The following is a 21,076-nucleotide window of genomic DNA, read 5'->3' as shown; positions in this document are numbered from 1 at the left end:
GGACCTTTTCCGCAATGCGTGCGTGGAAGATCCTGTCAGGCTCCGAAAACGGGGGCCAGAGGAGGGCGCGTTTTCCTCGCCTGGAACGTGAAGTTCCGGGTGCAACGTTTTGAAGGGAAATGCGATGAGCAAGCGCGAATCCGCTAAGTACAAAATCGATCGCCGTCTTGGCGAGAACATCTGGGGCCGTCCGAAGTCCCCGGTCAACAAGCGTGAATACGGCCCCGGCCAGCACGGCCAGCGCCGCAAGGGCAAGCTCTCGGACTTCGGTCTGCAGCTGCGCGCCAAGCAGAAGCTGAAGGGTCACTACGGCGACGTTTCGGAAAAGCAGTTCCGCAAGACCTATGAAGAGGCAAACCGCCGCAAGGGCGACACCTCCGAGAACCTGATCGGCCTGCTCGAGTCGCGTCTGGATGCGGTCGTCTACCGCGCCAAGTTCGTGCCGACCATTTTCGCGGCCCGCCAGTTCGTCAACCACGGCCACGTCAACGTCAACGGCAAGCGCACCAACATCTCGTCCTACCGCTGCAAGGCTGGCGACGTGATCGAAGTCCGCGAGAAGTCGAAGCAGCTGGTCATCGTTCTCGAGGCGGTTGGCCTCGCCGAGCGTGACGTTCCTGACTACATCGAAGTCGATCACAACAAGATGGTCGCGACCTTCGCTCGCGTTCCCGGCCTGTCGGACGTTCCGTACGCAGTCCAGATGGAACCGAACCTCGTCGTCGAATTCTATTCGCGCTAATCCTTCGGATCGCATCGAATTTCAAAGGGCGGCCGGCAACGGCCGCTCAGACTGCTGACGAACCCCGTCGAATTTCGGCGGGGTTTTGTTTTGTGGGTTGATTGAGCTTTTGGCTTGATTTCGGGGAGCAGATGCCAGGGCCGTTGCGAGCCCGCTTTGGCCTCATGCGAGGCTTGGTTTTGGCTTTGGCCAGAGGCTGATTGCGATCTTTTTCATGTTTTGGGCGGCGGCTGCGATCAGGCACTGGCAGGCGACGCGTGTTCGCCCTCGGAAGCGTGCATAGCGATGGCCGAAGAGCTGCTTGGCATCGGCGAAGGATCGCTCGACCGTCTCCTTGCGGCGTCGATAGATCGCCTTGCCCCATGCGGTTAAGCGGTTGGCATCGACCCGCTCGCGGACATCCTGCCAGACATGGCGCGTGATGGTGCGCTCGGCCTTGGCGTTTGATGTGCAAGACGCCAGCAGCGGACAGTTGCGGCAGATCGTCGGGTCGCTCTTGTAGTGGCGATAACCGCCGCGATCGGTGGTGGCGTAAGTGAGCAACTGGCCCTGCGGGCAACGATAGCCGTCAAGGTCCGGCTCATGGACGAAAGCGCCCTTCCTCATCTTGCCAGGCTTTGGCCGGGGCGGGTTGCGATAGCCGACGACACCCTGGATGTTCCTGTCCTCCAGGCCCTTGGCGATGCCTGGCGTGGCATAGCCGGCATCCAGCCCCGCCGCCGTGACGTCGAAGCCGAAACGCTCCACCTGGCGGTCGAGCCGGTCGAGATAGACGATCGAGTCATGCACGTTGGCCGGCGTGGCAAACGTGTCGGTGATGATGCCGAAGCCGCCATCCACCGTGCGGTGATCGAGATAAAAGAAGCCCTTCGGCTTGCCCTCGCGCACCATATAGCCTGCCTCAGGATCGGTGCGCGAGACCTTCGTCTCTTTCACCGCAGGCTGCCGCTCCTGCTCCTTCAGCGCCTTCTGGCCGTGCAGCGCCCGTTCGGCATCGATCGCCCGGTCGAGTTCGCCCCAGTAGTCGGCACGCGACTTGGCGACCATGGCAAGGTCGTACTTGCCCTTGTTGGCATTGGCCTTCAGGTGCGTGCTGTCGGTGTAGAGCACCGTGCCGTCGACCAAGCCTGCCCCGATCGCCTGCTCGACAATGCGGTCGAAGATCGCCTGCGCGATCGTCTCGTCCTGGTAGCGCCGGCGGCGGTTCTGCGACAATGTCGAGGCGTCGAACACCTTGTCCGTCAGCTTCAGCCGCAGGAACCACCGGTAGGCGACATTGACCTCGATCTCTCGCACCAATTGCCGCTCCGAGCGCACCCCGAACAGGTAGCCGATGAACAGCGCCTTGAACATCAAGGTCGGATCGAGTGGCGGGCGACCATTGTCGGCGCAGTAAAGCGGCGCTGTCAGATCGTGGATGAACGAGAAATCGATAACACCATCGATCTTGCGCAGAAGGTGATCAACTGGAACCAGTTGATCAAGCGTGACGATCTCAAGTGCGGTTTGTTCAGGGCCAGCTCGCTTCAACATCACACACTGAATCACAAACCCCCAACTCTCGCCAGGGGTTTGTCAGCAGTCTGGGCGGCCGGCAACGGCCGCTCTTTTCGTTTGGGGCGCATGTCTTGCGCGCCGCCTGAATTTGCGGAATACCGCTGGCGGCAGCGCTGTCCCGTATCTGCGCGCCGTGGATTGAAGGACCAGACCGATGGGCATTCACGAACAGGACGCGCTGGCCGAGCCTGCGGAGGGTGCATTCCCGCTCTATCGCGATGCCCCGTCCTCGGTCGAGTTCAACAAGCTGCGCAAGCGACTGCTGCGCCAGACGCGCCAGGCGATCGAAGACTACGCCATGGCCAAATCAGGCGAGCGCTGGCTGGTGGCGCTATCGGGCGGCAAGGATTCCTATGGCCTGCTCGCGGTCCTGATGGATCTCAAATGGCGCGGCCTGCTGCCGGTCGATCTGCTCGCCTGCAATCTCGACCAGGGCCAGCCGAACTTCCCCAAGAACGTGCTGCCCGATTATCTCAAGGCCAATGGCATCGCCCATCGCATCGAATATCGCGACACCTATTCGGTCGTTACCGAGAAACTGCCGGAGGGCAGCACCTATTGTTCACTGTGCTCGCGGCTCAGGCGAGGGCACCTCTACCGCATCGCGCGTGAGGAGGGCTGTTCCTCGCTGGTGCTCGGCCACCATCGCGAGGACATTCTCGAGACCTTCTTCATGAACCTGTTCCATGGCGGACGCCTCGCCGCCATGCCGCCCAAGCTGCTCAATGACGAGGGCGACGTCATGGTTCTGAGACCTCTGGCCTTCTGCGCGGAGGCTGACATGGCCAAATTCGCCGAGGGCATGAAGTTTCCGATCATCCCTTGCGACCTCTGCGGCAGCCAGGAAGGCCTGCAGCGCAACGCCATGAAGGCGATGTTGGACGACATCGAAAAGCGCATGCCGGGCCGCAAGGATACCATGCTGCGGGCGCTGTCCAACACCCGTCCGTCGCATCTCCTCGATCGCAAGCTGTTCGATTTCACCAGCCTGATGGCTGGCTGAGGTCGACAGGGTCACCAAAACGAACAGCCCGAAAACCTTGAGGTTTTCGGGCTGTTTCTATTTCAGAGGCTGTGCGTCGTCGACGCTGTCAGTGGACCTCGGCAACTGCCGGCTTCGGATCATGCTGGCCGCGGAACAGCCTGCCCTTCTCGGCAATCAGCACCATCACCAGGCCAATCGAGGCGACGCCGCAGAAACCGATCGCCAGCGGCACCGTCGTGCCATCGAAGGATTGGCCGATGGCCGCACCGATCATGCCACCGCCCAAGGTCTGCATGAAACCCTGCACCGAGGATGCCGTGCCGGCGATATGGCCGAGCGGCTCCATCGAGATCGAGTTGAAGTTGGAGCCGATCCAGCCGAACTGGAACATCGCCAGAGCAAACAGCACGATGAAGGCTGGAAACGGCACCGGCCCGGTCAGCGACCAGACGAGCCAGATCGCACTCACCAGCAGGAAGCCGATCAGGGCGCCGTGCGACAGCTTGCGCATGCCGAATTTGACGACGAGACGCGAGTTGAGGAACGACGACACCGACATCATGCCGGCAATGGCCGCAAACACCGCCGGGAACCACACGCCGAGCCCGTAGAGGCCGACATAGACCTGCTGCGCCGAGTTGATGAAGCCGAACAGCGCGCCGAAGATGGTCATCGAGGCCAGCGTGTACCACAGCGACATGCGCGTGGTGAGCACTGTGCGGAAGCCCCGGCCGATCGACATCACCGACAGCGGTCGCCGGTCCTCCGGATGCATCGTTTCAGGCAGGCGGATCGCCGCCCAAAGCGTGATCGCAAGCGCCGACACCGCCATGACGATGAAAATCATGTGCCATTCCGAAAACAGCATGACGATCTGCCCCATGGCGGGCGCCACCACCGGCACGACCATGAACACCATGAAGATCAGCGACATGATCTCGGCCATCTGCCGCCCGCCGAAGCGATCGCGCACCACCGATACCGCAATGACGCGCGTCGACGCAGCACCTATGCCCTGGACGAAGCGCAGCAGAAGCAGCGTTTCGAAGCTTGGCGCGAATGCCGCCGCGAAGGCCGCAAGCACATAGATGCCGAGGCCGAACAGCAGCGGCTTGCGCCGGCCGAACTGGTCGGAGATCGGGCCATAGGCCAGCAGCGCCAGTGCGAGGCCGGCGAAATAGGCGGTAATCACATATTGCCGGTGGTTCTCGCTCTCGACGTTGAGGGCAGCACCGATCTGCTGAAGCGCCGGCAGCATGATGTCGACGGCAAGCGCGTTGACGGCCATCAATGCGGCGGCCAGCGCGATGAATTCCCAACGCGGAATCGGGAATGCGTCCTGACGGACGCTGGGAGCGACTTTCTGTTCCATTCGGAATCCAATTCAAACGGAAATGCGCCGGGCAAGCCGGCGCATTTGCCACAAACGGGACCCCGGAACAGGCCGGAGCCGGTAATTCTTAGGTCAGGCGGCGCCCTTGACGCTCACGCCCTTCTCTTCCAGGAACGACTGCAGTTCGCCGGCCTGGAACATCTCGCGGATGATGTCGCAACCGCCGACGAACTCACCCTTGACGTAGAGCTGGGGGATGGTCGGCCAGTTGGAATAGTCCTTGATGCCCTGGCGAAGCTCGTTCGAGGTCAGGACGTTGACGCCCTTGTAGTCGACACCGAGGTAGTCGAGGATCTGGACGACCTGGCCGGAAAAGCCGCACTGCGGAAAGCCGGGCGTGCCCTTCATGAAAACCACGACATCCTGGCTCTTCACTTCGCTATCGATGTATTCGTTGATTCCGCTCATGGCGCACCTAAACCTCAGATCTGGCCGGCGGACCGGCAATGTTCGTTAGACTGCTAGCATCTGCCACTATGTGGTTGCAACAGTCGAGCATTCCAAGCGTCGGGTCGACCCGAAATCCGGAAATGTGACCTTTTTGCCGTGCAGCACCTGCGTTGTGGTGCCAGTCAGCTGCTGCGGCGTGCCTTCGAGCGCGAGCGGACCGTGCGCTTGCGGCTGGTCTGCTTCTTGGCTGGCCTCAAAAGCTTCTCGATCTGGCGCAGCGTGGCCGAACTCGTCGACGTCGTCCGCTTGCGGCGGCGGGTGCGCTTCGAGGTGCTCGACGGCTTCTTCAGAATGTCCTTCAGCACGCCGTCGACGACGCCTTGGACCAGGTCGTTGATCAATGACATCAGCGCGTGCCCCTGTTCTGTGGAATGTCCCGGATAAAAGATCGGGCGATCGATGTCGAGGGCCTCGGCCTTCTGGCCTACTTGATCGCCCGCACGCAGATGAACCCAGGCGAATGGCTGAGCTCAGCAAAGTGTTCGTGGTCGACGGCGGCCATCTCGGCCACCGGCAGCGGTTCGACAAAACGGTCGAGACGCCAGCCGGCATCGCTCAGGCCGTTCAAAATGTCCTGCAGCGGGCGACGGTAGGATTCGACGTAAGGCCTGGGCTCGCCAAAGCCGCCCCAATGCAGGCCCCAACGGTTTGTCGTGAAATAGTCGGCGCCGCCGCGTGCGCGCGGATCGCCCCAGTCACGCATCGGGTGCCCCATCGAGAACACCAGCCGGCCTCCGCCGCGCGTAATGCGATGAAACTCGGCGAAGACAGGCTTGAGGTCTTCGACATAGTCGAGCGCCAGCGAACACAGGATCGCGTCGGTGCTGCCGCTTGCCAGCCAATCCAGGGGCCTGGCCAGATCGCCTTGGTGGAACGCGACGTCGAGACCGGCGCAGCGCTTGCGCGCCAGTTCAAGCATTTCGGTCGTGATGTCGAAGCCGCGGACCCGGGCGCCGCCGCGCGCCAGCTTTTCCGAGCAGATGCCGGAGCCGCAGCCGGCATCGACCACGTCCAGCCCGGCGACATCGCCGAGCAGGGCAAGCGACGCCGGCCGCTCATAGAGTGCATTGTGGGGCTTGGTGGGAGCTGCCGCGTCGTAGCGGTCGGCAAAGGTGGCGTAGGCGCGGCGCGCGATCGGTTCGTTTTCAGACATGTAACTTGCCTGTGTAAGGGGCAGCCTGATCGAGACACAGCCTCTCAGCCGCACCCAGGCAATGGAGAGAGTTTCAGCAGCTCTTCCAGGGAGACACTGTTCAGGACTGACGCCGGAATTCTGGTGCTGTCGACATGGACGACAAAGCCCAGACGATCGACGACGACATAACCACACTCCTTGTCGCCCGCAGCCGATTTTCCGTCGAACTCGACCGCTACAAGACGACCTTCAGGCTGCTCGTAGGTGACAGTCCTGGTGAAACGTCTTTGCTGGACAGGATCGCTCGTCGCTGATGAAGCAAGCCAGGAATCGTAGCCGATGACCGCTTGGCTGCGCTTGGCAAAGTGCAGGTAGGCGCCGGCGAAGTCGCCGCGGTCGAACTTGGCGAAAAACTGCCGCGCCGCGGCAATAGCTTCATAGTCGGTTGAAGATTGGGTCCTGCCGGCCCCGGTCAGGGCGATAACTGCGCAGGCAGCGAGCGCCAGCAGGCGCGACATTCTCCGGGGCAGTCCCTGAGAAGCCGCGCCTGACATCAGGCTATTCCGGAATGCTGGTCTGCAGGGCGAGTGCGTGCAGCACGCCGCCCATGTTGCCCTTCAACGCGTCGTAGACCATCTGGTGCTGCTGCACGCGGGTCTTGCCGCGGAAGCTCTCCGAGACGACCTCGGCGGCGTAGTGGTCGCCATCGCCGGCGAGATCGCGGATGGTCACCCGGGCATCCGGAATGCCTTCCTTGATCATGCGCTCGATGTCGTGTGCGTCCATTGCCATTTTGTCGTTCCCGCTCAGTTGTCCATGAAGCGAGGGAACCAGGATTCGTGAGCCGAGGTCAACTCGTCGACGCTCACCGCCCGTGCCTCGCCCAGCTTCAGTTCCTTGCCGCCGGTCGTTCCGATCCACGGAGCGTGGATGCCGAGCGCCTTGGCGTCGTCCCACAATTCCTGCATCTCGGCCGACTGCGGGTCAAGCTTGACGGTGACCAGGTAACGGCCCTGGTCCTCGCCGAAGAACACCGGGATCGGGTTGGTGCCGCTGAGGCCCGGAACAGTCGCCCCGATGTTCGATGCCATCGCCATTTCGGCGAGAGCCACGGCGAGGCCGCCGTCCGACAGATCGTGCACGGCAGTGGCCGTGCCGCTGCGGATCAGCTTGCGCACGAAGTCGCCGACCTTCTTTTCGTGCTCGAGGTCGACAGCCGGCGGCGGGCCGTCGGTGCGGCCATGCACGTCGCGCATGTAGATCGACTGGGCGAGGTGGCTGCCCCACTGGGCCGGGCCGCCGACCAGCAGGATCACTTCGCCCTCCTTGGCAAAGCAGGCCTTGGCCATCTTCGACCAGTCGTCGATCAGGCCGACGCCGCCGATTGTCGGCGTGGGCAGGATGCCCTGGCCGTTGGTCTCGTTGTAGAGCGAGACGTTGCCCGAGACGATCGGGAAGCCGAGTGCGCGGCAGGCGTCGCCGATGCCGGTCACGGCACGCACGAACTGGCCCATGATCTCGGGGCGCTCGGGATTGCCGAAATTGAGGTTGTCGGTGGCGGCGAGCGGCACAGCGCCGGTCGCGGTCAGGTTGCGCCAGCACTCGGCGACCGCCTGCTTGCCACCCTCATAGGGATCGGCCTCGCAATAGCGCGGCGTCACGTCGGACGAAAACGCCAGTGCCTTGGTGGCGTGGCCTTCGACACGGACGACGCCGGCGTCGCCGCCGGGGCGCTGCAGCGTGTTGCCCTGGATCATCGTGTCATACTGCTCGTAGACCCAGCGGCGCGACGACAGGTCGGGGCCGCCGAGCATCTTGAGCAGCGCGTCGGCGACATCGGCCTGCGGCACGTCGTCGGCAGCCAGCGCCGCCCGCTTGGCGGGCTCGACCCAGGGACGATCATATTCGGGCGCCTCGTCGCCGAGTTCCTTGATCGGCAGGTTGGCGACTTCAACCCCCTGATGGATGACGCGGAAACGCAAATCGTCAGTGGTCTTGCCGACGATGGCGAAATCGAGGCCCCATTTGACGAAGATCGCCTCGGCTTCCTTCTCCTTCTCGGGACGCAGCACCATGAGCATGCGCTCCTGGCTTTCCGACAGCATCATCTCGTAGGCGCTCATGCGCTCTTCGCGCACCGGCACCCGGTCGAGGTCGAGCTCGATGCCGAGGTCACCCTTGGCGCCCATCTCGACGGCCGAGCAGGTCAGGCCGGCGGCACCCATGTCCTGGATGGCGATGACGGCGCCTGAAGCCATCAGCTCGAGGCAGGCCTCCAGCAGGCATTTTTCGGTGAACGGATCGCCGACCTGAACGGTCGGGCGCTTCTCGTCGATCTTGTCGTCGAACTCGGCCGAGGCCATGGTCGCGCCGCCGACGCCGTCACGACCGGTCTTGGCGCCGAGATAGACGACCGGTAGGCCGACGCCCTTGGCCTGCGACAGGAATATGCCGTCGGTCCTGGCGAGGCCGGCGGCAAAGGCGTTGACCAGGATGTTGCCATTGTAGCGGGCATCGAAATTGACTTCGCCGCCGACGGTCGGCACGCCGAAGGCGTTGCCATAGCCGCCGACGCCGGCAACCACGCCCGACACCAGGTGGCGGGTCTTGGGGTGGTCGGGCGCACCGAAGCGCAGGGCGTTCATCGAGGCAACCGGGCGGGCGCCCATGGTGAAGACGTCACGCAGGATGCCGCCGACACCGGTCGCAGCCCCCTGATAGGGCTCGATGTAGGAGGGGTGGTTGTGGCTCTCCATCTTGAAGACCACGCAGTCGCCGTCGCCGATGTCGACGACGCCGGCGTTCTCGCCGGGGCCCTGGATGACGACGTCACCCTTGGTCGGCAGCGTGCGCAGCCACTTCTTCGACGACTTGTAGGAGCAGTGCTCGTTCCACATCGCCGAGAAGATGCCGAGTTCGGTAAAGCTCGGCTCGCGCCCGACAAGGTCGAGGATGCGCTGGTATTCGTCCGGCTTGAGCCCGTGCGCGGCGATGAGTTCGCCGGTGATCTTCACGTCATTCTGAATGGTCATCGTAGATCGCAGAATCCGTTGGGGAGCGTTGGTGGCTCCATAGCGCATGATTGCCCCGGGATATACCGCCAATGGCCAGAAAGTCACCCTTTATGGCACGGAAACGGCCATCCGCCCGTGATCTCAGGGTTTCAGCCGAAGCTGTCGTAGCCGGCGTCACCCTCGTCGAGCAGGCGGCGCAGCTTGATCAGCCCGCCTTCGACCTCGCTGCGCGTGCGCGGTGCCGAAATGCCGATCCGGACGCGGTGGAAAACCTGGTCGGAGCGCCCGGCCTTGAACTCGTCCTCGTCGTCGACCAACACGCCCTGGCCATAGGCGGCATTCTTGAGTGTCCCGGAATTCCAGGGCTCCGGCAGGGCCAGCCAGACGAAGGGGATGTTGGCGGCGATGTTGAAGTCGCTGCCGGCGAGGGTCTTGCGAACGATGTCGAGACGCGCATTGATCTCGGCGATAGAGCGGGCGCGAATGGCCGCAGCCTCGCCTGATAGCACCAGTTGCGCGCACAGTTCAGCCAGCAGGAACGGCATGCCGCCGGTGACCATCTTGTGGGCGACGCGGATGCTGTGCCGGAAATGCGCCGGGCAGGACAACCAGCCGCCGCGTACGCCGGCGGCAACCGATTTCGACAGGCCGCCGACCACGAAGACCCGCTCGGGGGCGAATTCGGCCAGCAGCGGCGTGCGGTCGTCGGTCAGGGCGCCATACAGATCGTCCTCGATCAGCAGGACGTTGTATTTGCGCGCGACGTCGGCAATCGCGGCGCGCCGCTCGGCCGGCATGGTCGCGCCGGTCGGATTCTGCCCCGTCGGCATCAGGAAGGCGACCTTGGGATGCTTCTGCGCGCAGACGGCTTCGAAATCGTCGGGGTCGACGCCATGGGCGTCTGACCGGACGAGCGCCATGCGCCGCCCGATCAGTCCGGCGCTGCGCGCCACCTGCGTATAGGTGAGGTGCTCGAACACGATGAAGTCGCCCGGCTGCGTCACCGCCGCGATGATCGAGACGATTGCCGCATGCGCGCCGAGCGTCGGCACGATCGTGTCGGGCGAGGGGGCGAAGCCGTTGCGTCCCAGCCAGACGCTGCCGGCCCTGAACCAGTGCTCGGGGAAGTTCCGGGCGTAACTCGCGACGTCGTCGGGAAAGTCGCGGCAGATCGCCGAGGTGATTGTCTCGATTGCACTGTTCTGCCCGACATTGGGCGCAGCCGTGCTGTCAAAATGCAGCTTGCCCGTCGGTGCTTCCACCGACCGCGATCCCTCGTGGGGCAGGGGAGCAGGCTCGATGATGGAAGGCTGGATACCATTGCGCTCCAACACATAGGTGCCGCGGCCGACTTCGCCGCTCACCAGTCCGCGTTCGCGCAGCAGCGCGTAGGCGCGGCCGACAGTGCCGATGGTAACGCCGATGTCGTAGGCCAGGTCACGCTGCGGCGGCAGCTTGGCACCGGAGGCGAGTATGCCGTTGTCGATATCGTTCTCGATCCGCTCGGCCAGCCTGAGATAGAGCGGGCCGGAGCCGGATGTAAGGTCGGGAAGCCAAATTGTCATGGTGACAATTCCTAAATTGCTATCGTCACTGAGTCAATTCATAGCATTGATCGTCAAAAATAGACACAATGCGGATAATTGAGATGAGTACAATCGATGCAATTGGCGGAGTTGCCACGGCTGCATCTCCGCACCGGAAGCGCGGCGCCCTTCGTAGCTTCGTGCGGTGGCTGGCGTTTTGCCTGGAGCGGCGGCGCACCAGGCTGGCGCTGCTGGAACTGACCGACGACCAGCTCGCCGATATCGGAATTTCGCGCTGCGACGCTTATCGCGAAGGGCTACGCCCCTTCTACGACTAGAGCGCGGACGCATAAGTGGGCGCTCTCGATTCCTGAGTTTTCGCGTCGGACTTTTCGAAAGCCGGGTTCGGCTTTCGGGCCGATGCGGCCCACTCCCATGGTCGCGAGCCGTCACGACCCACTGACGGTTCGGTTTAGGTGGAGGCGCGCCCCTGGTGCCTCCACCTCTTTTGCCCCCAGGCGGGCACGAGAGGCGGGCAATTGACGATTTGCCGGTCCGTCAGGCGGCCGAGCCGCAGGACGCGTCGCCGCTGCGCCAGCGATTGATGTCAGATGTGATCCGGCTGCCGAGCGCTTCGCTCATCAGCGGGCCGAACACCTGGACCTGACTGGAACTGCCCTGTGCCTGCACGACCAGCAGCGGGCGCGCGCCATACTGCTTGGCCGGCACGAGCAGGAACCGCGGCGTGCCGCCGAAATTGTTCAGCTCATTGGCCATCTGGTACTTCTTGAAGGCCGGATCCTTGCTGGCGAACCAGCATTTGTGCGCAGCGATCGCCACCTGCTCCATCGAACGCAGCGAAGCGCTCTTGCCGGATGACGAGGGCGGCGGTGTCTTCGGGCCAGAATTGCAGGCGGCGAGACCGATGACCGCGGCCGTTGCCGCCAGAATCCGCAGAGACTTCATGCGCCGATACCAGCCTTTTCAGAGAGTGAGGGGAGGAGGTTCGCTCAGGCTGCCTTGGGCAGCCCGAGTGCGCTCTCGAACAACGCGCGGCCATCGTCGCCGCCATGCGCTGCCTCGATCAGGTTTTCCGGGTGCGGCATCAGTCCGAGCACGTTGCCCTTGTCATTGATGATGCCGGCAATGTCGTTGAGCGAGCCGTTCGGGTTGGTGCCCTCGGCGTAGCGGACCACGACCTGGCCTTCGCCCTCGATGCGCGCCAGCGTCTCTGGATCGGCAAAATAGTTGCCGTCGTGATGCGCCACCGGGCAGCGGATGATCTGGCCGGCCGCGTAGTTGCGCGTAAAGGCGGTGTTGGCGTTGGCGATCTCGAGCTTCACTTCGCGGCAGACGAACTTCAGCGAAGCGTTGCGCATCAGGGCGCCCGGCAGCAGGCCCGCCTCGACCAGGATCTGGAAGCCGTTGCAGACGCCGACGACCTGCACGCCCTTGGCGGCCTTCTCGGCCACGGCGCGCATCACCGGCATGCGGGCCGCGATCGCGCCGCAACGCAGATAGTCGCCGAAGGAGAAGCCGCCGGGAATGGCGATCAGGTCGACATCGGGGATTTCCGTGTCGGTCTGCCAGACGGTGACGGGCGCGGTGCCCGAAATCTTGGTCAGCGCCGCGATCATGTCGCGGTCGCGGTTCAGGCCGGGGAGGAGAACGACTGCTGATTTCACGTCAGGCAATCTCCACTGCGTAATTCTCGATCACCGTGTTCGCCAGAAGCTTCTCGCACATGGCGTTGAGGTCGGCTTCCGCCTTGGCCTTGTCGGCGCCGTCGATTTCGACGTCGAAGACCTTGCCCTGGCGCACCGAACCGACGCCGCCGAAGCCGAGGCCGTCGAGCGCATGTTCGATAGCCTTGCCTTGGGGGTCGAGCACGCCGTTCTTGAGGGTGACGGTGACGCGGGCCTTGATCACGGGCATTTCACTCCGGAGCAGAAATGGAAAACAGTCGGGCGCGAAGTTACTCGCGCCCGTGCTTGGATTTGTCAGTGCTTGACGAGGACCGGCCCGGTCGGACGGGGCGTCTCGTTCTCGTTCATGATGCCGAGACGGCGCGCCACTTCCTGGTAGGCTTCGACCAGCCCGCCCATGTCGCGGCGGAAACGGTCCTTGTCGAGCTTGTCCTGGGTGGCGACGTCCCACAGGCGGCAGCTGTCCGGCGAAATCTCGTCGGCAACCACGATGCGCATCATGTCGCCCTCGAACAGGCGGCCGCATTCGATCTTGAAGTCGACCAGTTGGATGCCGACGCCCATGAACAGGCCGGAGAGGAAGTCGTTGACGCGGATGGCCAGCGCCATGATGTCGTCGATTTCCTGCGGGCTCGCCCAGCCGAAGGCCGTGACGTGCTCTTCGGAGACCATCGGGTCGTCGAGCGCGTCGGCCTTGTAGTAGAATTCGATGATCGAGCGCGGCAGAACGGTGCCTTCCTCGATGCCGAGGCGCTTGGCCAACGAGCCGGCGGCGACGTTGCGGACAACGACCTCGAGCGGGATGATCTCGACTTCCTTGATCAGCTGCTCGCGCATGTTGAGGCGGCGGATGAAGTGGGTCGGAATGCCCATGCGGTTCAGGTGGTTGAAGATGTGCTCGGAAATGCGGTTGTTGAGCACGCCCTTGCCGTCGACGACCTCATGCTTCTTCTTGTTGAAGGCGGTGGCGTCGTCCTTGAAGAACTGGATCAGGGTGCCCGGCTCGGGGCCTTCATAAAGGATCTTGGCCTTGCCTTCGTAGATGCGGCGGCGATTCTTCATTTGAATGATTCTCTGGTTGGAAGGGTGGACGGCAAGTTACCGGTCCCTTTCTCACGCCGCAAAGCCGCGGCGGCTGTGGGTTTCAAGGCCGGTCTCTATCTTAATCGGGCCAATTGCTCAATCATCATTTCCCGCCAATCAACGCCTTTTGCTGCGGAAATGCCGCACCGCACAGGCAAACAGCTCAAAAGAGACGTATTGACCGGGCGGCGGGCTTTTGGTTTGAGGAAGTCGATATCATATGCACCGGAAGTCGAATCGATTTCCCACTCCCTGGAGGATTGCCATGAGCAACATGAAGGACCGCGAAGAAGGTTTTGAGCGCAAGTTCGTCTTCGACGAAGAGCTGCGCTTCAAGGCAAATGCGCGGCGCAACAAGGCGCTCGGCCTCTGGGCTGCCGAAAAGCTTGGCAAGTCGGGTGCCGACGCCGAGGCCTACGCCAAGGAAGTCGTGGTTTCCGACATCGAGGAAGCCGGCGACCATGACGTCTTCCGCAAGATCCGCGCTGATTTCGACGCCGCCGGCGTCGACCAGTCCGATCATCAGATCCGCCGCACCATGGACGAGCTGATGGCGCAGGCGATCGACCAGATCAAGAATACCTGATCCAGCCCCATTGCTGTATAGCGGCTGGTTTCGGCTGCCTGGACCAACGAACCGCCCGAATTCCGGGCGGTTTTTGTTTGCGCCGACGCCAGCTTCCGGTTGAAATGGCTACGCCTGAGGGAGAGAAAAATGTCGCTTGCCGAGAGACTGCACGCCAACGAGACCATCATCACCGCCTGGTCCGGCGTGCCGGATGCGCTGACGGTTGAAATCCTTGCCGGGCAGGGCTTCGATGCCGTCACCCTCGACATGCAGCATGGCGGCCACAATGAAGACAGCGTGCTGCGCTCGATCGCGCCCGTGCTGCGGGCCGGCAAGCATTCGCTCGTCCGCGTCCCGGTTGGCCGCTTCGACATGGCGAGCCGCGCACTCGACTTCGGCGCCGAGGCAGTCATCGCGCCGATGGTCAATTCGGTCGAGGATGCCAGGCGCTTTGCCGCCGCGATGAAATATCCGCCGCTCGGCGAACGCTCCTGGGGGCCGACCTTCGCGGCACCCCGTCACGGCAGCAAGGATTCGGTCAAGTGGCTGAAGGAAAGCAACGCCCGTACCGTCTCCTTCGCCATGGTCGAGACCCACGCGGCGGTTGCCGTGCTCGACGGCATCCTGGATACGCCTGGCATCGACGGCATTTTCCTTGGGCCTGGCGATTTCTCCATCGCCTGGACCAAGGGCGAGACGATCAATTCGACGCTCGAGGCGATGATGGAAACGGTCGCCGATGTCGGCAGGCGGACCCGTGCTGCCGGCAAGCATGCCGGCATCTACGTCACTGATCCAAAGATCGCGGGGCGTTTCATCGACATGGGCTACCAGCTGCTGGCAACAGGCTCCGAGCACCAACTGATCGCAGCCGGTGCAGCGGGCTTGCTGGCCGATCTCAGGAACTCTCTGGGCTAACCTTCCAGCCGCGACAGGAACTGCGCGAACACCATCGATCCCTCCGGCCACGGCCCGTGGCCGGAATCGGCATTGATGTGGCCTGAATCGCCGGCATCTATGAACAGCGAGCCCCAGGCCGCGGCGATATCCTCGGCGACGTCGAGCGCGCAATACGGGTCGTTGCGGCTGGCGACCACCACTGACGGAAACGGCAGCGGATCACGCGGGTAGGGGCCGAAGGTCATCAGGTGCTTCGGCTTGAGGGCCGGGTTGGACACATCGGGCGGGGCCACGAAGAAGCCGCCGGCCACGAATTTCTTGAAGCCTGGAATGGCGTGGATGACCGTCGGAATGCCGAGCGAGTGGGCAACAAGCACCACTGGCCGCTCGGCCGCGTTCACTGCCTTGATGACCTTGTCCGTCCAGTCCTCGCGGACGGGCTTCGACCACTCGTCCTGCTCGACACGGCGCGCGGTCGACAGCTTTTCTTCCCAGCGGCTCTGCCAGTGGGCGGCCCCCGAATTGGTGTATCCGGGCACGATGATGATATCGGCGTCTTTTACCTTCATGTCGCGGATGTAGCGATCCGATCTTGCTGGTGCAAGGCGGTGCCGCTCACAGCTCCATGTGCACGATCTCGATCGGGTCACCACCGACGCCGTGGGAGAAATAGCCGCGCTCGACCGCGCGGAAGCCGTGGCGGCGATAGAAGCCCTCGGCATTGACTGTCGATTCTACCCGGATCGGTCCTTCGTGGTCCTGTCGAGCATTCCGGATGCCGATTTCGAGCAGCATTTTGCCGAGGCCTGAACCTACCGCATCGGCAACAAGGAATAGCCGCGTCACCTCGCCTGGCTCGGAATCGACGAAGCCGACGATCCTGTCGCCTCGCTCGGCAACGACCATCAGCCCTTTGGCTATAAGGGCTTCGTAAGTGTCCGGCGTCCGATCGCCCATCCATCCGGCAATCTGTTCGGCGGAATAGTGCTCCTTCGCCAGCTCACGCACGGAATGTCGCGTCACGTCAAACACCGCTCGTCCGTCCCCGCTCCGTGCCGGCCTGAGCGTTGTTGTATGTTCATCGTCGTTCATGACGTGCACCACGATCGCATTTATGAGCCGGACAGGTAGCTGGCCGGACATGGGATTGTCTCCGGTGTTTGCCGACTGGCACAACGGAACTTTTGCCGACGATCCAGAACCGGTCGCGCAATTTTAGATTGATATCGAATCGTTGAACGACGTGTTCGGTCTTTGCTCACTTGTGTGAACGATGCGCGCGGACGATCTATGGCTGGAGAAAAACAGCCGTGTTGGCCGGAGAGTGGATTTTGGAACTGACACGACGCAAACTGGTTGGCAGCGCGGCACTTCTCGCATTGGGTGCGGGAGTGCGGGCAGGCCACACGGAGCCCAGGATGAGCAACATTCCCTTTGCCGCGACGACCCCGATCAGCGTTTCGCGCGTCGGCCTCAAGGCCCGCGATGCCAATGCGCTGGCCAATTTCTATCGCGACGTCGTCGGCCTGCAGGAACTCAAGCGCGATGGCGAGACGATCACGCTTGGCGCCGGCAGCCGCGCGCTGCTCGACATCGAGGCCGACAAGGCAGCGAAGCCAGACGATCCGCGTAGCGCCGGCCTGTTCCACACCGCATTCCTTTTGCCAAGCCGGGCCGATCTCGGCCGCTGGATCAAGCATGCCATCGACAGGCGCATTCCGGTCGACGGCGCCTCCGACCATCTGGTCAGCGAGGCGCTCTATCTCACCGACCCGGAAGGCAACGGCATCGAGATTTATTCCGACCGCGCGCATGATGGCTGGAAGTGGAATGGCGCGCAGGTCGAGATGGCGACCAGGCAGCTCGACATCGGCTCGATCGTATCAGAGGTGCCCGACGGCGACGCCGGCTGGCAGGGCGCGCCCGAGAACAGCATCGTCGGCCATGTCCACCTGCGCGTCGGTGATCCCGCTGCGGCGGCCCGCTGGTGGCACAGCCAGTTCGGCTTCGACACGGTTGCGGAATACGGCAACAGCGCTGTCTTCCTGTCCTCGGGCGGCTATCATCACCATATCGGCGCCAATTCCTGGCAGAGCCCGGGTGCCGGCAGGCGCGACGCCTCGCTGACAGGCCTTGCCTGGGTCGAGATGCGCTCGGCCGACGCCAAGGCCGCTTCGACCTACGAGGACCCCTGGGGCACGGTCATCCGCGCCGTGCCTGGCCAGCCGGGCTGACTTTCCTCCTGACAGCAACTGGCCGGAGCCTGTGCTAAGCCATTGGCCGAACCGCCAGACCGGCGGTTCGGCCAATGAACATGCAGGACCGGGACAAATATGCTGAAAGTCATCGCTCAGGATTTCATCAGACCTGAGTTCGTCGAGATCGTGCGGCCGCTCTATGCCGAACTGGTGGAGAAGACGCGGCAGGAGCCGCTCTGCCTGTCCTATGACCTGTTCGTCGACCAGAAGGATCCGGGGCATTTCGTCTTCATCGAGTTGTGGCCCGATCGCGCGGCGCTCGATATCCATTGCGCGACCGAGCATTTCAGGCGGTTGGTGCCGCTGATCAACAGGCACCAGCGCCTGGATCCCACCTTCATCCTGATGGACGCCTTCGCTGCATAGGTCAGGGGTCGGTCTGGCGTCTGCGCCTCAGGTCCGCTTTCCCGCATAACCTGTCAGCAGGCCATGGCGCCAGCTGGCGAAACCGGACGCTTCGGCGCGCTGCGCTGCTTCGCTCCAGTCGTAGGCGACGACATGGTGGGCAAAGCTCCACGCGCCTTTCTCTAGGGTGGCGATGGCAAAGCGCGCATGCGGGCTGCCCGTCACCGTGAGGCCGGGGAAGGCCTGGACGCCGACGCTGCCCGGATTGAGAATTGTCTGGCCGGAAATCCGGGCGACGCGCGGCGTATGTGTGTGGCCGCACAGGACCAACCCGGCATCGACTTTGCCGAGCTTCTGCTTGATCTGGCTTTCATTGGACGGAAAGAAATGGTCGCCACCGTCTTCCTCGAGCAGGAAAACCTCGTCGTCCTCAGGGCTGCCATGGCAAAGCAGGATGTCGGGCGGCAGGCGCAAGGTGGGCAGCAGCGCCGAAACCCACCGCAACGATGCCGCGGACAGGCACTGATGGGTGAAGCCGTCGACCTTTTCCAGATCGGGCACCGACATATCAGCCAGTGCCCGGTCGTGGTTGCCGCGCACAGTCGGCCAGTTCTCGGCGATCAGATATTGCGCGGTTTCCTCGGGCCACAGCGGTCCCGAGAGACAGTCCCCCAGATTGACCGTCAGGTCGGGGGAACTGTCCTTGAGGCGCGCATGGACGGCTTCCAGCGCGCGGAGGTTTCCGTGGATGTCAGAGACGACAGCCAGGCGCATGCAGATCCTTATCCAAAAACGCGGCTGAAGATCGTGTCGACGTGCTTGGTGTGATAGCCGAGGTCGAACTTTTCACGGATTTCCGCTTCCGGCAAGGCAGCGGTCACTTCCTTGTCAGCGAGCAGTTCCTCGAGGAAATCCTTGCCTTCTTCCCACACCTTCATGGCGTTGCGCTGAACAAGGCGGTAGGCGTCCTCACGGGAAACGCCGGCCTGGGTAAGGGCCAGGAGCACGCGCTGCGAGTGAACCAGGCCGCGGAACTTGTTCATGTTCTTCAGCATGTTGTCGGGATAGACGACGAGCTTGTCGATAACGTTGGTCAGGCGCGCCAGCGCGAAGTCGAGGGTGACGGTGGCATCCGGGCCGATCATGCGTTCGACCGACGAGTGCGAGATGTCGCGCTCGTGCCAGAGCGCCACGTTCTCCATTGCCGGCGCGGCATAGGAGCGGACCATGCGGGCGAGGCCGGTCAGGTTCTCGGTCAAGACAGGGTTGCGCTTGTGCGGCATTGCCGACGAGCCCTTCTGGCCCGGCGAGAAATACTCTTCTGCTTCCAGCACCTCGGTGCGCTGCAGATGGCGGATTTCGGTGGCCAGGCGCTCGATCGACGAGGCGATGACGCCCAGCGTGGCAAAGAACATGGCGTGGCGATCACGCGGGATGACCTGCGTCGACACCGGCTCCGGCTTCAGGCCGAGCTTGGCGGCGACATGCTCCTCGACGCGCGGATCGATGTTGGCGAAGGTGCCGACCGCGCCCGAGATGGCGCAGGTGGCGATGTCCTCGCGGGCATGCACCAGGCGCTCGCGGCAGCGGGTGAACTCGGCGAAGGCCAGCGCCAGCTTGACGCCGAAGGTTGTCGGCTCGGCATGGATGCCATGGCTGCGGCCGATGGTGACGGTATCCTTGTGCTCGAAGGCGCGGCGCTTGAGAGCGGCCAGAAGCGCATCGAGGTCGGCGAGCAGGATGTCGGTGGCGCGCACCAGCTGCACGCTGAGGCAGGTGTCAAGCACGTCGGACGAGGTCATGCCCTGGTGGATGAAACGCGAATCCGGGCCGACGAATTCGGCGAGATGCGTCAGGAAGGCGATAACGTCATGCTTGGTGACGCGTTCGATCTCGTCGATGCGCTCGACGTCGAAGGTGGCGGCACCGCCCTTTTCCCAGATCGTCTTCGCGGCTTCTTTGGGGATGACGCCGATTTCGGCCAACGCGTCACAGGCATGGGCCTCGATCTCGAACCAGATCCGGAACCGGGTTTCGGGAGACCAGATGGCGACCATCTCGGGCCGGGAATAGCGAGGGATCATGGCGGGGCTCGTCCAGCTGTGGTTTCGTTGCGGCTCCCCTAACAGAGGTGGGCGCAATGCTCAACGCGAACGACTGGCAAACCACATGGCAGCAGCGAAAAGGGCGACGAATCCGCCGGGAAAATAGAGGCGCAGTCCCAGAACGGCGAATTGATAGAGCGCGACGAGCCCGGTGAAGACAACCTGGAACGCCCAGGTGAGGGTGAAGGGCGCGGCATGCCACTCTGCATAATAGCTCCGGTACTGCAGCGCATAGAGCAGGGCGGTCAGGCCGATCGTCACCACCCCGAACGACACGAATGCCGCCGCGAAAGCGGTCTCGCGGCCGCGGTGGCATGACACGAGGCGCGCCAACGTCCAGCCGATGGGGAAGGCGATCGCGCCGCCGAGCGCGAACAGCAGCACGACCGCACGGACGCGCACAGGCGTTTCCCAATGGTCGAGCAGAAGCGTCAGGAAGGCGCTGGCGCCCATCGCAAAGCCCCACAGGGCTGCGCCGAGAATGGCAACCCGCAGCGACGGCAGCGCCTGGCCCAGTCTGTGGCGTATGCGCATCGGCCCTCGGCTCTTGCTGCGGGACGGGCCCGCGACAACCGTATCGCTCACATCTGCCCCGTCACGGCGATCCAGCGGTGGTCCGGGCCCTCGAAGCCATGACGGATGACGGTCACCAGCACGGCATAGGCGGGCGTTCCGCCATCGCCGAAGAAGGTCTGCACACCGCCGATGCGGTATCCGGTCGGGCAACCACGGCTCTGCGGCAGGTCCTTGTCTTCCTGCAGCACCTCTGCCTTGCCGTCTTCATCGATGCGGACCAGCTTGAAGCCCTTGACCGGGCCGATGCCGGCGCAGCGCTCGATCTCGCCGAAGGAAATCTCCGCGAGCTTGAATTCGAGCTGCTTGTCGATGGGCGGAAACACCGGGCGCGGATTGACCGTCATGTTGAACGGGTCGGCACTCGTTTCGGTCACGGCGTTGAAACCGGCGAGGCGGCCGCGATTGGCGGCCAGCTCCCCCTCCTTGACGATTGTGTCACCGCGCTTGCGCGCTTCGGCGCGCGCTGCGTCGAGGCCCACACTCTCGTCTTCCATCTGAACGCGCACCGGCGTGCCGGGCAGGAACTTGTCCGACGTGGTGTCGATATAGAAGCGATTGGCATAGGCAAAGCCCGAGCCGTCCTGGATGCCATATTCTTCGAAGGCAAAGACCTTGCCGTCGGCGCTGAAGCCGAGCACGTTGAGTTCGGCGGCGTCGCCCGCCCGTGCCACCTGCGAGGCGGCGCACAGCGACAGTGCGGCGAGGCAAAGAAGCTTCATCACGTTCATGGCAG

General features: G+C 63.4%; 26 protein-coding genes. 7 read left to right on the top strand and 19 right to left on the bottom strand.

Features of this window, described 5'->3' with window-relative positions; all coding sequences use genetic code 11:
• Positions 1 to 124: 124 nt before the first annotated feature.
• Positions 125 to 742, top strand: a complete 618-nt coding sequence (gene rpsD, locus SLT36_RS18365; RefSeq protein ID WP_115732354.1) for a 30S ribosomal protein S4 — start codon at positions 125 to 127, stop codon at positions 740 to 742.
• 162 nt (positions 743 to 904) lie between these two features.
• On the opposite strand, the gene SLT36_RS18360 is transcribed toward rpsD, so the two are convergent.
• Positions 905 to 2,275 carry an IS1182 family transposase gene (locus tag SLT36_RS18360; protein ID WP_432283660.1) on the bottom strand — a complete coding sequence of 457 codons (1,371 nt, stop codon included), beginning with the start codon at positions 2,273 to 2,275 and terminating at the stop codon, positions 905 to 907.
• Positions 2,276 to 2,453: 178 nt separating this feature from the next.
• Between SLT36_RS18360 and ttcA the strand changes: the two genes are divergently transcribed.
• Positions 2,454 to 3,302: a tRNA 2-thiocytidine(32) synthetase TtcA gene (gene ttcA / locus SLT36_RS18355; RefSeq protein WP_432283837.1), complete on the top strand. Its 849-nt coding sequence runs from the start codon at positions 2,454 to 2,456 to the stop codon at positions 3,300 to 3,302.
• A gap of 88 nt (positions 3,303 to 3,390) precedes the next feature.
• Here the strand turns inward: ttcA and SLT36_RS18350 are convergent, their stop codons facing one another.
• The 8 genes from SLT36_RS18350 to SLT36_RS18315 all read right to left on the bottom strand — a co-directional run bounded on the left by SLT36_RS18350 (position 3,391) and on the right by SLT36_RS18315 (position 10,841).
• Positions 3,391 to 4,656, bottom strand: coding sequence for a multidrug effflux MFS transporter (locus tag SLT36_RS18350; RefSeq protein WP_432283836.1), 1,266 nt, complete (start codon positions 4,654 to 4,656; stop codon positions 3,391 to 3,393).
• A 93-nt stretch (positions 4,657 to 4,749) separates the two neighbouring features.
• Positions 4,750 to 5,085 (bottom strand): Grx4 family monothiol glutaredoxin, encoded by a 336-nt coding sequence (grxD, locus tag SLT36_RS18345; protein ID WP_067962632.1) that lies wholly within the window; start codon positions 5,083 to 5,085, stop codon positions 4,750 to 4,752.
• Positions 5,086 to 5,249: 164 nt separating this feature from the next.
• Positions 5,250 to 5,474: a hypothetical protein gene (locus tag SLT36_RS18340; protein ID WP_432283835.1), complete on the bottom strand. Its 225-nt coding sequence runs from the start codon at positions 5,472 to 5,474 to the stop codon at positions 5,250 to 5,252.
• Positions 5,475 to 5,551: 77 nt separating this feature from the next.
• Positions 5,552 to 6,280: a class I SAM-dependent DNA methyltransferase gene (locus SLT36_RS18335; RefSeq protein WP_432283834.1), complete on the bottom strand. Its 729-nt coding sequence runs from the start codon at positions 6,278 to 6,280 to the stop codon at positions 5,552 to 5,554.
• A 44-nt stretch (positions 6,281 to 6,324) separates the two neighbouring features.
• A complete protein-coding gene (locus tag SLT36_RS18330; RefSeq protein ID WP_432283833.1) occupies positions 6,325 to 6,780 on the bottom strand; it encodes a hypothetical protein in 456 nt (151 codons plus the stop codon).
• Positions 6,781 to 6,820: 40 nt separating this feature from the next.
• Positions 6,821 to 7,054, bottom strand: a complete 234-nt coding sequence (locus SLT36_RS18325; RefSeq protein ID WP_263007320.1) for a BolA family protein — start codon at positions 7,052 to 7,054, stop codon at positions 6,821 to 6,823.
• Between the two features lie 14 nt (positions 7,055 to 7,068).
• Positions 7,069 to 9,294 (bottom strand): phosphoribosylformylglycinamidine synthase subunit PurL, encoded by a 2,226-nt coding sequence (purL, locus tag SLT36_RS18320; RefSeq protein WP_432283832.1) that lies wholly within the window; start codon positions 9,292 to 9,294, stop codon positions 7,069 to 7,071.
• Positions 9,295 to 9,425: 131 nt separating this feature from the next.
• The gene (locus SLT36_RS18315) at positions 9,426 to 10,841 is read right to left on the bottom strand and encodes a PLP-dependent aminotransferase family protein (RefSeq protein WP_432283831.1); all 1,416 of its coding nucleotides are present in this window, start codon (positions 10,839 to 10,841) and stop codon (positions 9,426 to 9,428) included.
• An 83-nt stretch (positions 10,842 to 10,924) separates the two neighbouring features.
• On the opposite strand from SLT36_RS18315, the gene SLT36_RS18310 reads away from it, so the two are divergent.
• Positions 10,925 to 11,140 (top strand): DUF1127 domain-containing protein, encoded by a 216-nt coding sequence (locus tag SLT36_RS18310; RefSeq protein WP_432283830.1) that lies wholly within the window; start codon positions 10,925 to 10,927, stop codon positions 11,138 to 11,140.
• A gap of 220 nt (positions 11,141 to 11,360) precedes the next feature.
• Here SLT36_RS18310 and SLT36_RS18305 read toward each other — a convergent pair whose 3' ends face one another.
• From SLT36_RS18305 to purC, 4 genes are all read right to left on the bottom strand, one after another.
• Positions 11,361 to 11,768 carry a hypothetical protein gene (locus SLT36_RS18305; RefSeq protein ID WP_432283829.1) on the bottom strand — a complete coding sequence of 136 codons (408 nt, stop codon included), beginning with the start codon at positions 11,766 to 11,768 and terminating at the stop codon, positions 11,361 to 11,363.
• Between the two features lie 44 nt (positions 11,769 to 11,812).
• On the bottom strand, positions 11,813 to 12,487 hold the full coding sequence (purQ, locus tag SLT36_RS18300) for a phosphoribosylformylglycinamidine synthase subunit PurQ (protein ID WP_432283828.1): 675 nt from the start codon (positions 12,485 to 12,487) through the stop codon (positions 11,813 to 11,815).
• A gap of 1 nt (position 12,488) precedes the next feature.
• Positions 12,489 to 12,731 carry a phosphoribosylformylglycinamidine synthase subunit PurS gene (gene purS / locus SLT36_RS18295; RefSeq protein WP_067966646.1) on the bottom strand — a complete coding sequence of 81 codons (243 nt, stop codon included), beginning with the start codon at positions 12,729 to 12,731 and terminating at the stop codon, positions 12,489 to 12,491.
• Between the two features lie 71 nt (positions 12,732 to 12,802).
• A complete protein-coding gene (purC, locus tag SLT36_RS18290; protein WP_115732345.1) occupies positions 12,803 to 13,570 on the bottom strand; it encodes a phosphoribosylaminoimidazolesuccinocarboxamide synthase in 768 nt (255 codons plus the stop codon).
• Positions 13,571 to 13,856: 286 nt separating this feature from the next.
• On the opposite strand from purC, the gene SLT36_RS18285 reads away from it, so the two are divergent.
• The gene (locus SLT36_RS18285; protein WP_067962605.1) at positions 13,857 to 14,177 is read left to right on the top strand and encodes a DUF1476 domain-containing protein; all 321 of its coding nucleotides are present in this window, start codon (positions 13,857 to 13,859) and stop codon (positions 14,175 to 14,177) included.
• 129 nt (positions 14,178 to 14,306) lie between these two features.
• On the top strand, positions 14,307 to 15,077 hold the full coding sequence (locus SLT36_RS18280) for an HpcH/HpaI aldolase family protein (RefSeq protein ID WP_432283827.1): 771 nt from the start codon (positions 14,307 to 14,309) through the stop codon (positions 15,075 to 15,077).
• Here SLT36_RS18280 and SLT36_RS18275 read toward each other — a convergent pair.
• Entirely contained in the window at positions 15,074 to 15,628 is a 555-nt protein-coding gene (locus tag SLT36_RS18275) for an RBBP9/YdeN family alpha/beta hydrolase (RefSeq protein WP_432283826.1), read from the bottom strand. The genes SLT36_RS18280 and SLT36_RS18275 overlap by 4 nt on opposite strands.
• A 46-nt stretch (positions 15,629 to 15,674) precedes the next feature.
• Positions 15,675 to 16,202, bottom strand: a complete 528-nt coding sequence (locus SLT36_RS18270; protein WP_432283825.1) for a GNAT family N-acetyltransferase — start codon at positions 16,200 to 16,202, stop codon at positions 15,675 to 15,677.
• Positions 16,203 to 16,390: 188 nt separating this feature from the next.
• Here SLT36_RS18270 and SLT36_RS18265 point away from each other — a divergent pair, with 188 nt between their 5' ends.
• The gene (locus SLT36_RS18265; protein ID WP_432283824.1) at positions 16,391 to 17,293 is read left to right on the top strand and encodes a VOC family protein; all 903 of its coding nucleotides are present in this window, start codon (positions 16,391 to 16,393) and stop codon (positions 17,291 to 17,293) included.
• A 99-nt stretch (positions 17,294 to 17,392) separates the two neighbouring features.
• Positions 17,393 to 17,683: a putative quinol monooxygenase gene (locus SLT36_RS18260; RefSeq protein ID WP_192315868.1), complete on the top strand. Its 291-nt coding sequence runs from the start codon at positions 17,393 to 17,395 to the stop codon at positions 17,681 to 17,683.
• Between the two features lie 27 nt (positions 17,684 to 17,710).
• On the opposite strand, the gene SLT36_RS18255 is transcribed toward SLT36_RS18260, so the two are convergent.
• The 4 genes from SLT36_RS18255 to SLT36_RS18240 are packed head-to-tail and all read right to left on the bottom strand — an operon-like array spanning position 17,711 to position 21,071.
• Positions 17,711 to 18,436 carry a metallophosphoesterase family protein gene (locus SLT36_RS18255; protein ID WP_432283823.1) on the bottom strand — a complete coding sequence of 242 codons (726 nt, stop codon included), beginning with the start codon at positions 18,434 to 18,436 and terminating at the stop codon, positions 17,711 to 17,713.
• Positions 18,437 to 18,444: 8 nt separating this feature from the next.
• Positions 18,445 to 19,746, bottom strand: a complete 1,302-nt coding sequence (gene purB, locus SLT36_RS18250) for an adenylosuccinate lyase (RefSeq protein ID WP_432283822.1) — start codon at positions 19,744 to 19,746, stop codon at positions 18,445 to 18,447.
• Positions 19,747 to 19,806: 60 nt separating this feature from the next.
• The gene (locus tag SLT36_RS18245; RefSeq protein WP_432283821.1) at positions 19,807 to 20,301 is read right to left on the bottom strand and encodes a hypothetical protein; all 495 of its coding nucleotides are present in this window, start codon (positions 20,299 to 20,301) and stop codon (positions 19,807 to 19,809) included.
• A gap of 47 nt (positions 20,302 to 20,348) precedes the next feature.
• Positions 20,349 to 21,071, bottom strand: coding sequence for a DUF2259 domain-containing protein (locus tag SLT36_RS18240; protein WP_432283820.1), 723 nt, complete (start codon positions 21,069 to 21,071; stop codon positions 20,349 to 20,351).
• Positions 21,072 to 21,076 lie beyond the last annotated feature (5 nt).

It is taken from the genome of Aminobacter sp. BA135, assembly GCF_050859125.1.
Taxonomy (GTDB): domain Bacteria; phylum Pseudomonadota; class Alphaproteobacteria; order Rhizobiales; family Rhizobiaceae; genus Aminobacter; species Aminobacter ciceronei.
Note: the sequence above shows the minus strand (reverse complement) of the source record. Positions and strands in the feature narration are given on the sequence as shown.

Coding starts and splice junctions, on each gene's coding strand:
- grxD (WP_067962632.1), bottom strand. CDS start 5,085: ATGAGCGGAATCAACGAATACATCGATAGCGAAGTGAAGAGCCAGGAT.
- SLT36_RS18340 (WP_432283835.1), bottom strand. CDS start 5,474: ATGTCATTGATCAACGACCTGGTCCAAGGCGTCGTCGACGGCGTGCTG.
- SLT36_RS18275 (WP_432283826.1), bottom strand. CDS start 15,628: ATGAAGGTAAAAGACGCCGATATCATCATCGTGCCCGGATACACCAAT.
- SLT36_RS18280 (WP_432283827.1), top strand. CDS start 14,307: ATGTCGCTTGCCGAGAGACTGCACGCCAACGAGACCATCATCACCGCC.
- SLT36_RS18315 (WP_432283831.1), bottom strand. CDS start 10,841: ATGACAATTTGGCTTCCCGACCTTACATCCGGCTCCGGCCCGCTCTAT.
- SLT36_RS18270 (WP_432283825.1), bottom strand. CDS start 16,202: ATGTCCGGCCAGCTACCTGTCCGGCTCATAAATGCGATCGTGGTGCAC.
- SLT36_RS18350 (WP_432283836.1), bottom strand. CDS start 4,656: ATGGAACAGAAAGTCGCTCCCAGCGTCCGTCAGGACGCATTCCCGATT.
- purB (WP_432283822.1), bottom strand. CDS start 19,746: ATGATCCCTCGCTATTCCCGGCCCGAGATGGTCGCCATCTGGTCTCCC.
- SLT36_RS18255 (WP_432283823.1), bottom strand. CDS start 18,436: ATGCGCCTGGCTGTCGTCTCTGACATCCACGGAAACCTCCGCGCGCTG.
- SLT36_RS18240 (WP_432283820.1), bottom strand. CDS start 21,071: ATGAACGTGATGAAGCTTCTTTGCCTCGCCGCACTGTCGCTGTGCGCC.
- SLT36_RS18310 (WP_432283830.1), top strand. CDS start 10,925: ATGAGTACAATCGATGCAATTGGCGGAGTTGCCACGGCTGCATCTCCG.
- SLT36_RS18330 (WP_432283833.1), bottom strand. CDS start 6,780: ATGTCGCGCCTGCTGGCGCTCGCTGCCTGCGCAGTTATCGCCCTGACC.
- SLT36_RS18285 (WP_067962605.1), top strand. CDS start 13,857: ATGAGCAACATGAAGGACCGCGAAGAAGGTTTTGAGCGCAAGTTCGTC.
- SLT36_RS18335 (WP_432283834.1), bottom strand. CDS start 6,280: ATGTCTGAAAACGAACCGATCGCGCGCCGCGCCTACGCCACCTTTGCC.
- SLT36_RS18305 (WP_432283829.1), bottom strand. CDS start 11,768: ATGAAGTCTCTGCGGATTCTGGCGGCAACGGCCGCGGTCATCGGTCTC.
- SLT36_RS18360 (WP_432283660.1), bottom strand. CDS start 2,275: ATGTTGAAGCGAGCTGGCCCTGAACAAACCGCACTTGAGATCGTCACG.
- SLT36_RS18245 (WP_432283821.1), bottom strand. CDS start 20,301: ATGCGCATACGCCACAGACTGGGCCAGGCGCTGCCGTCGCTGCGGGTT.
- purL (WP_432283832.1), bottom strand. CDS start 9,294: ATGACCATTCAGAATGACGTGAAGATCACCGGCGAACTCATCGCCGCG.
- SLT36_RS18260 (WP_192315868.1), top strand. CDS start 17,393: ATGCTGAAAGTCATCGCTCAGGATTTCATCAGACCTGAGTTCGTCGAG.
- purC (WP_115732345.1), bottom strand. CDS start 13,570: ATGAAGAATCGCCGCCGCATCTACGAAGGCAAGGCCAAGATCCTTTAT.
- ttcA (WP_432283837.1), top strand. CDS start 2,454: ATGGGCATTCACGAACAGGACGCGCTGGCCGAGCCTGCGGAGGGTGCA.
- rpsD (WP_115732354.1), top strand. CDS start 125: ATGAGCAAGCGCGAATCCGCTAAGTACAAAATCGATCGCCGTCTTGGC.
- SLT36_RS18325 (WP_263007320.1), bottom strand. CDS start 7,054: ATGGCAATGGACGCACACGACATCGAGCGCATGATCAAGGAAGGCATT.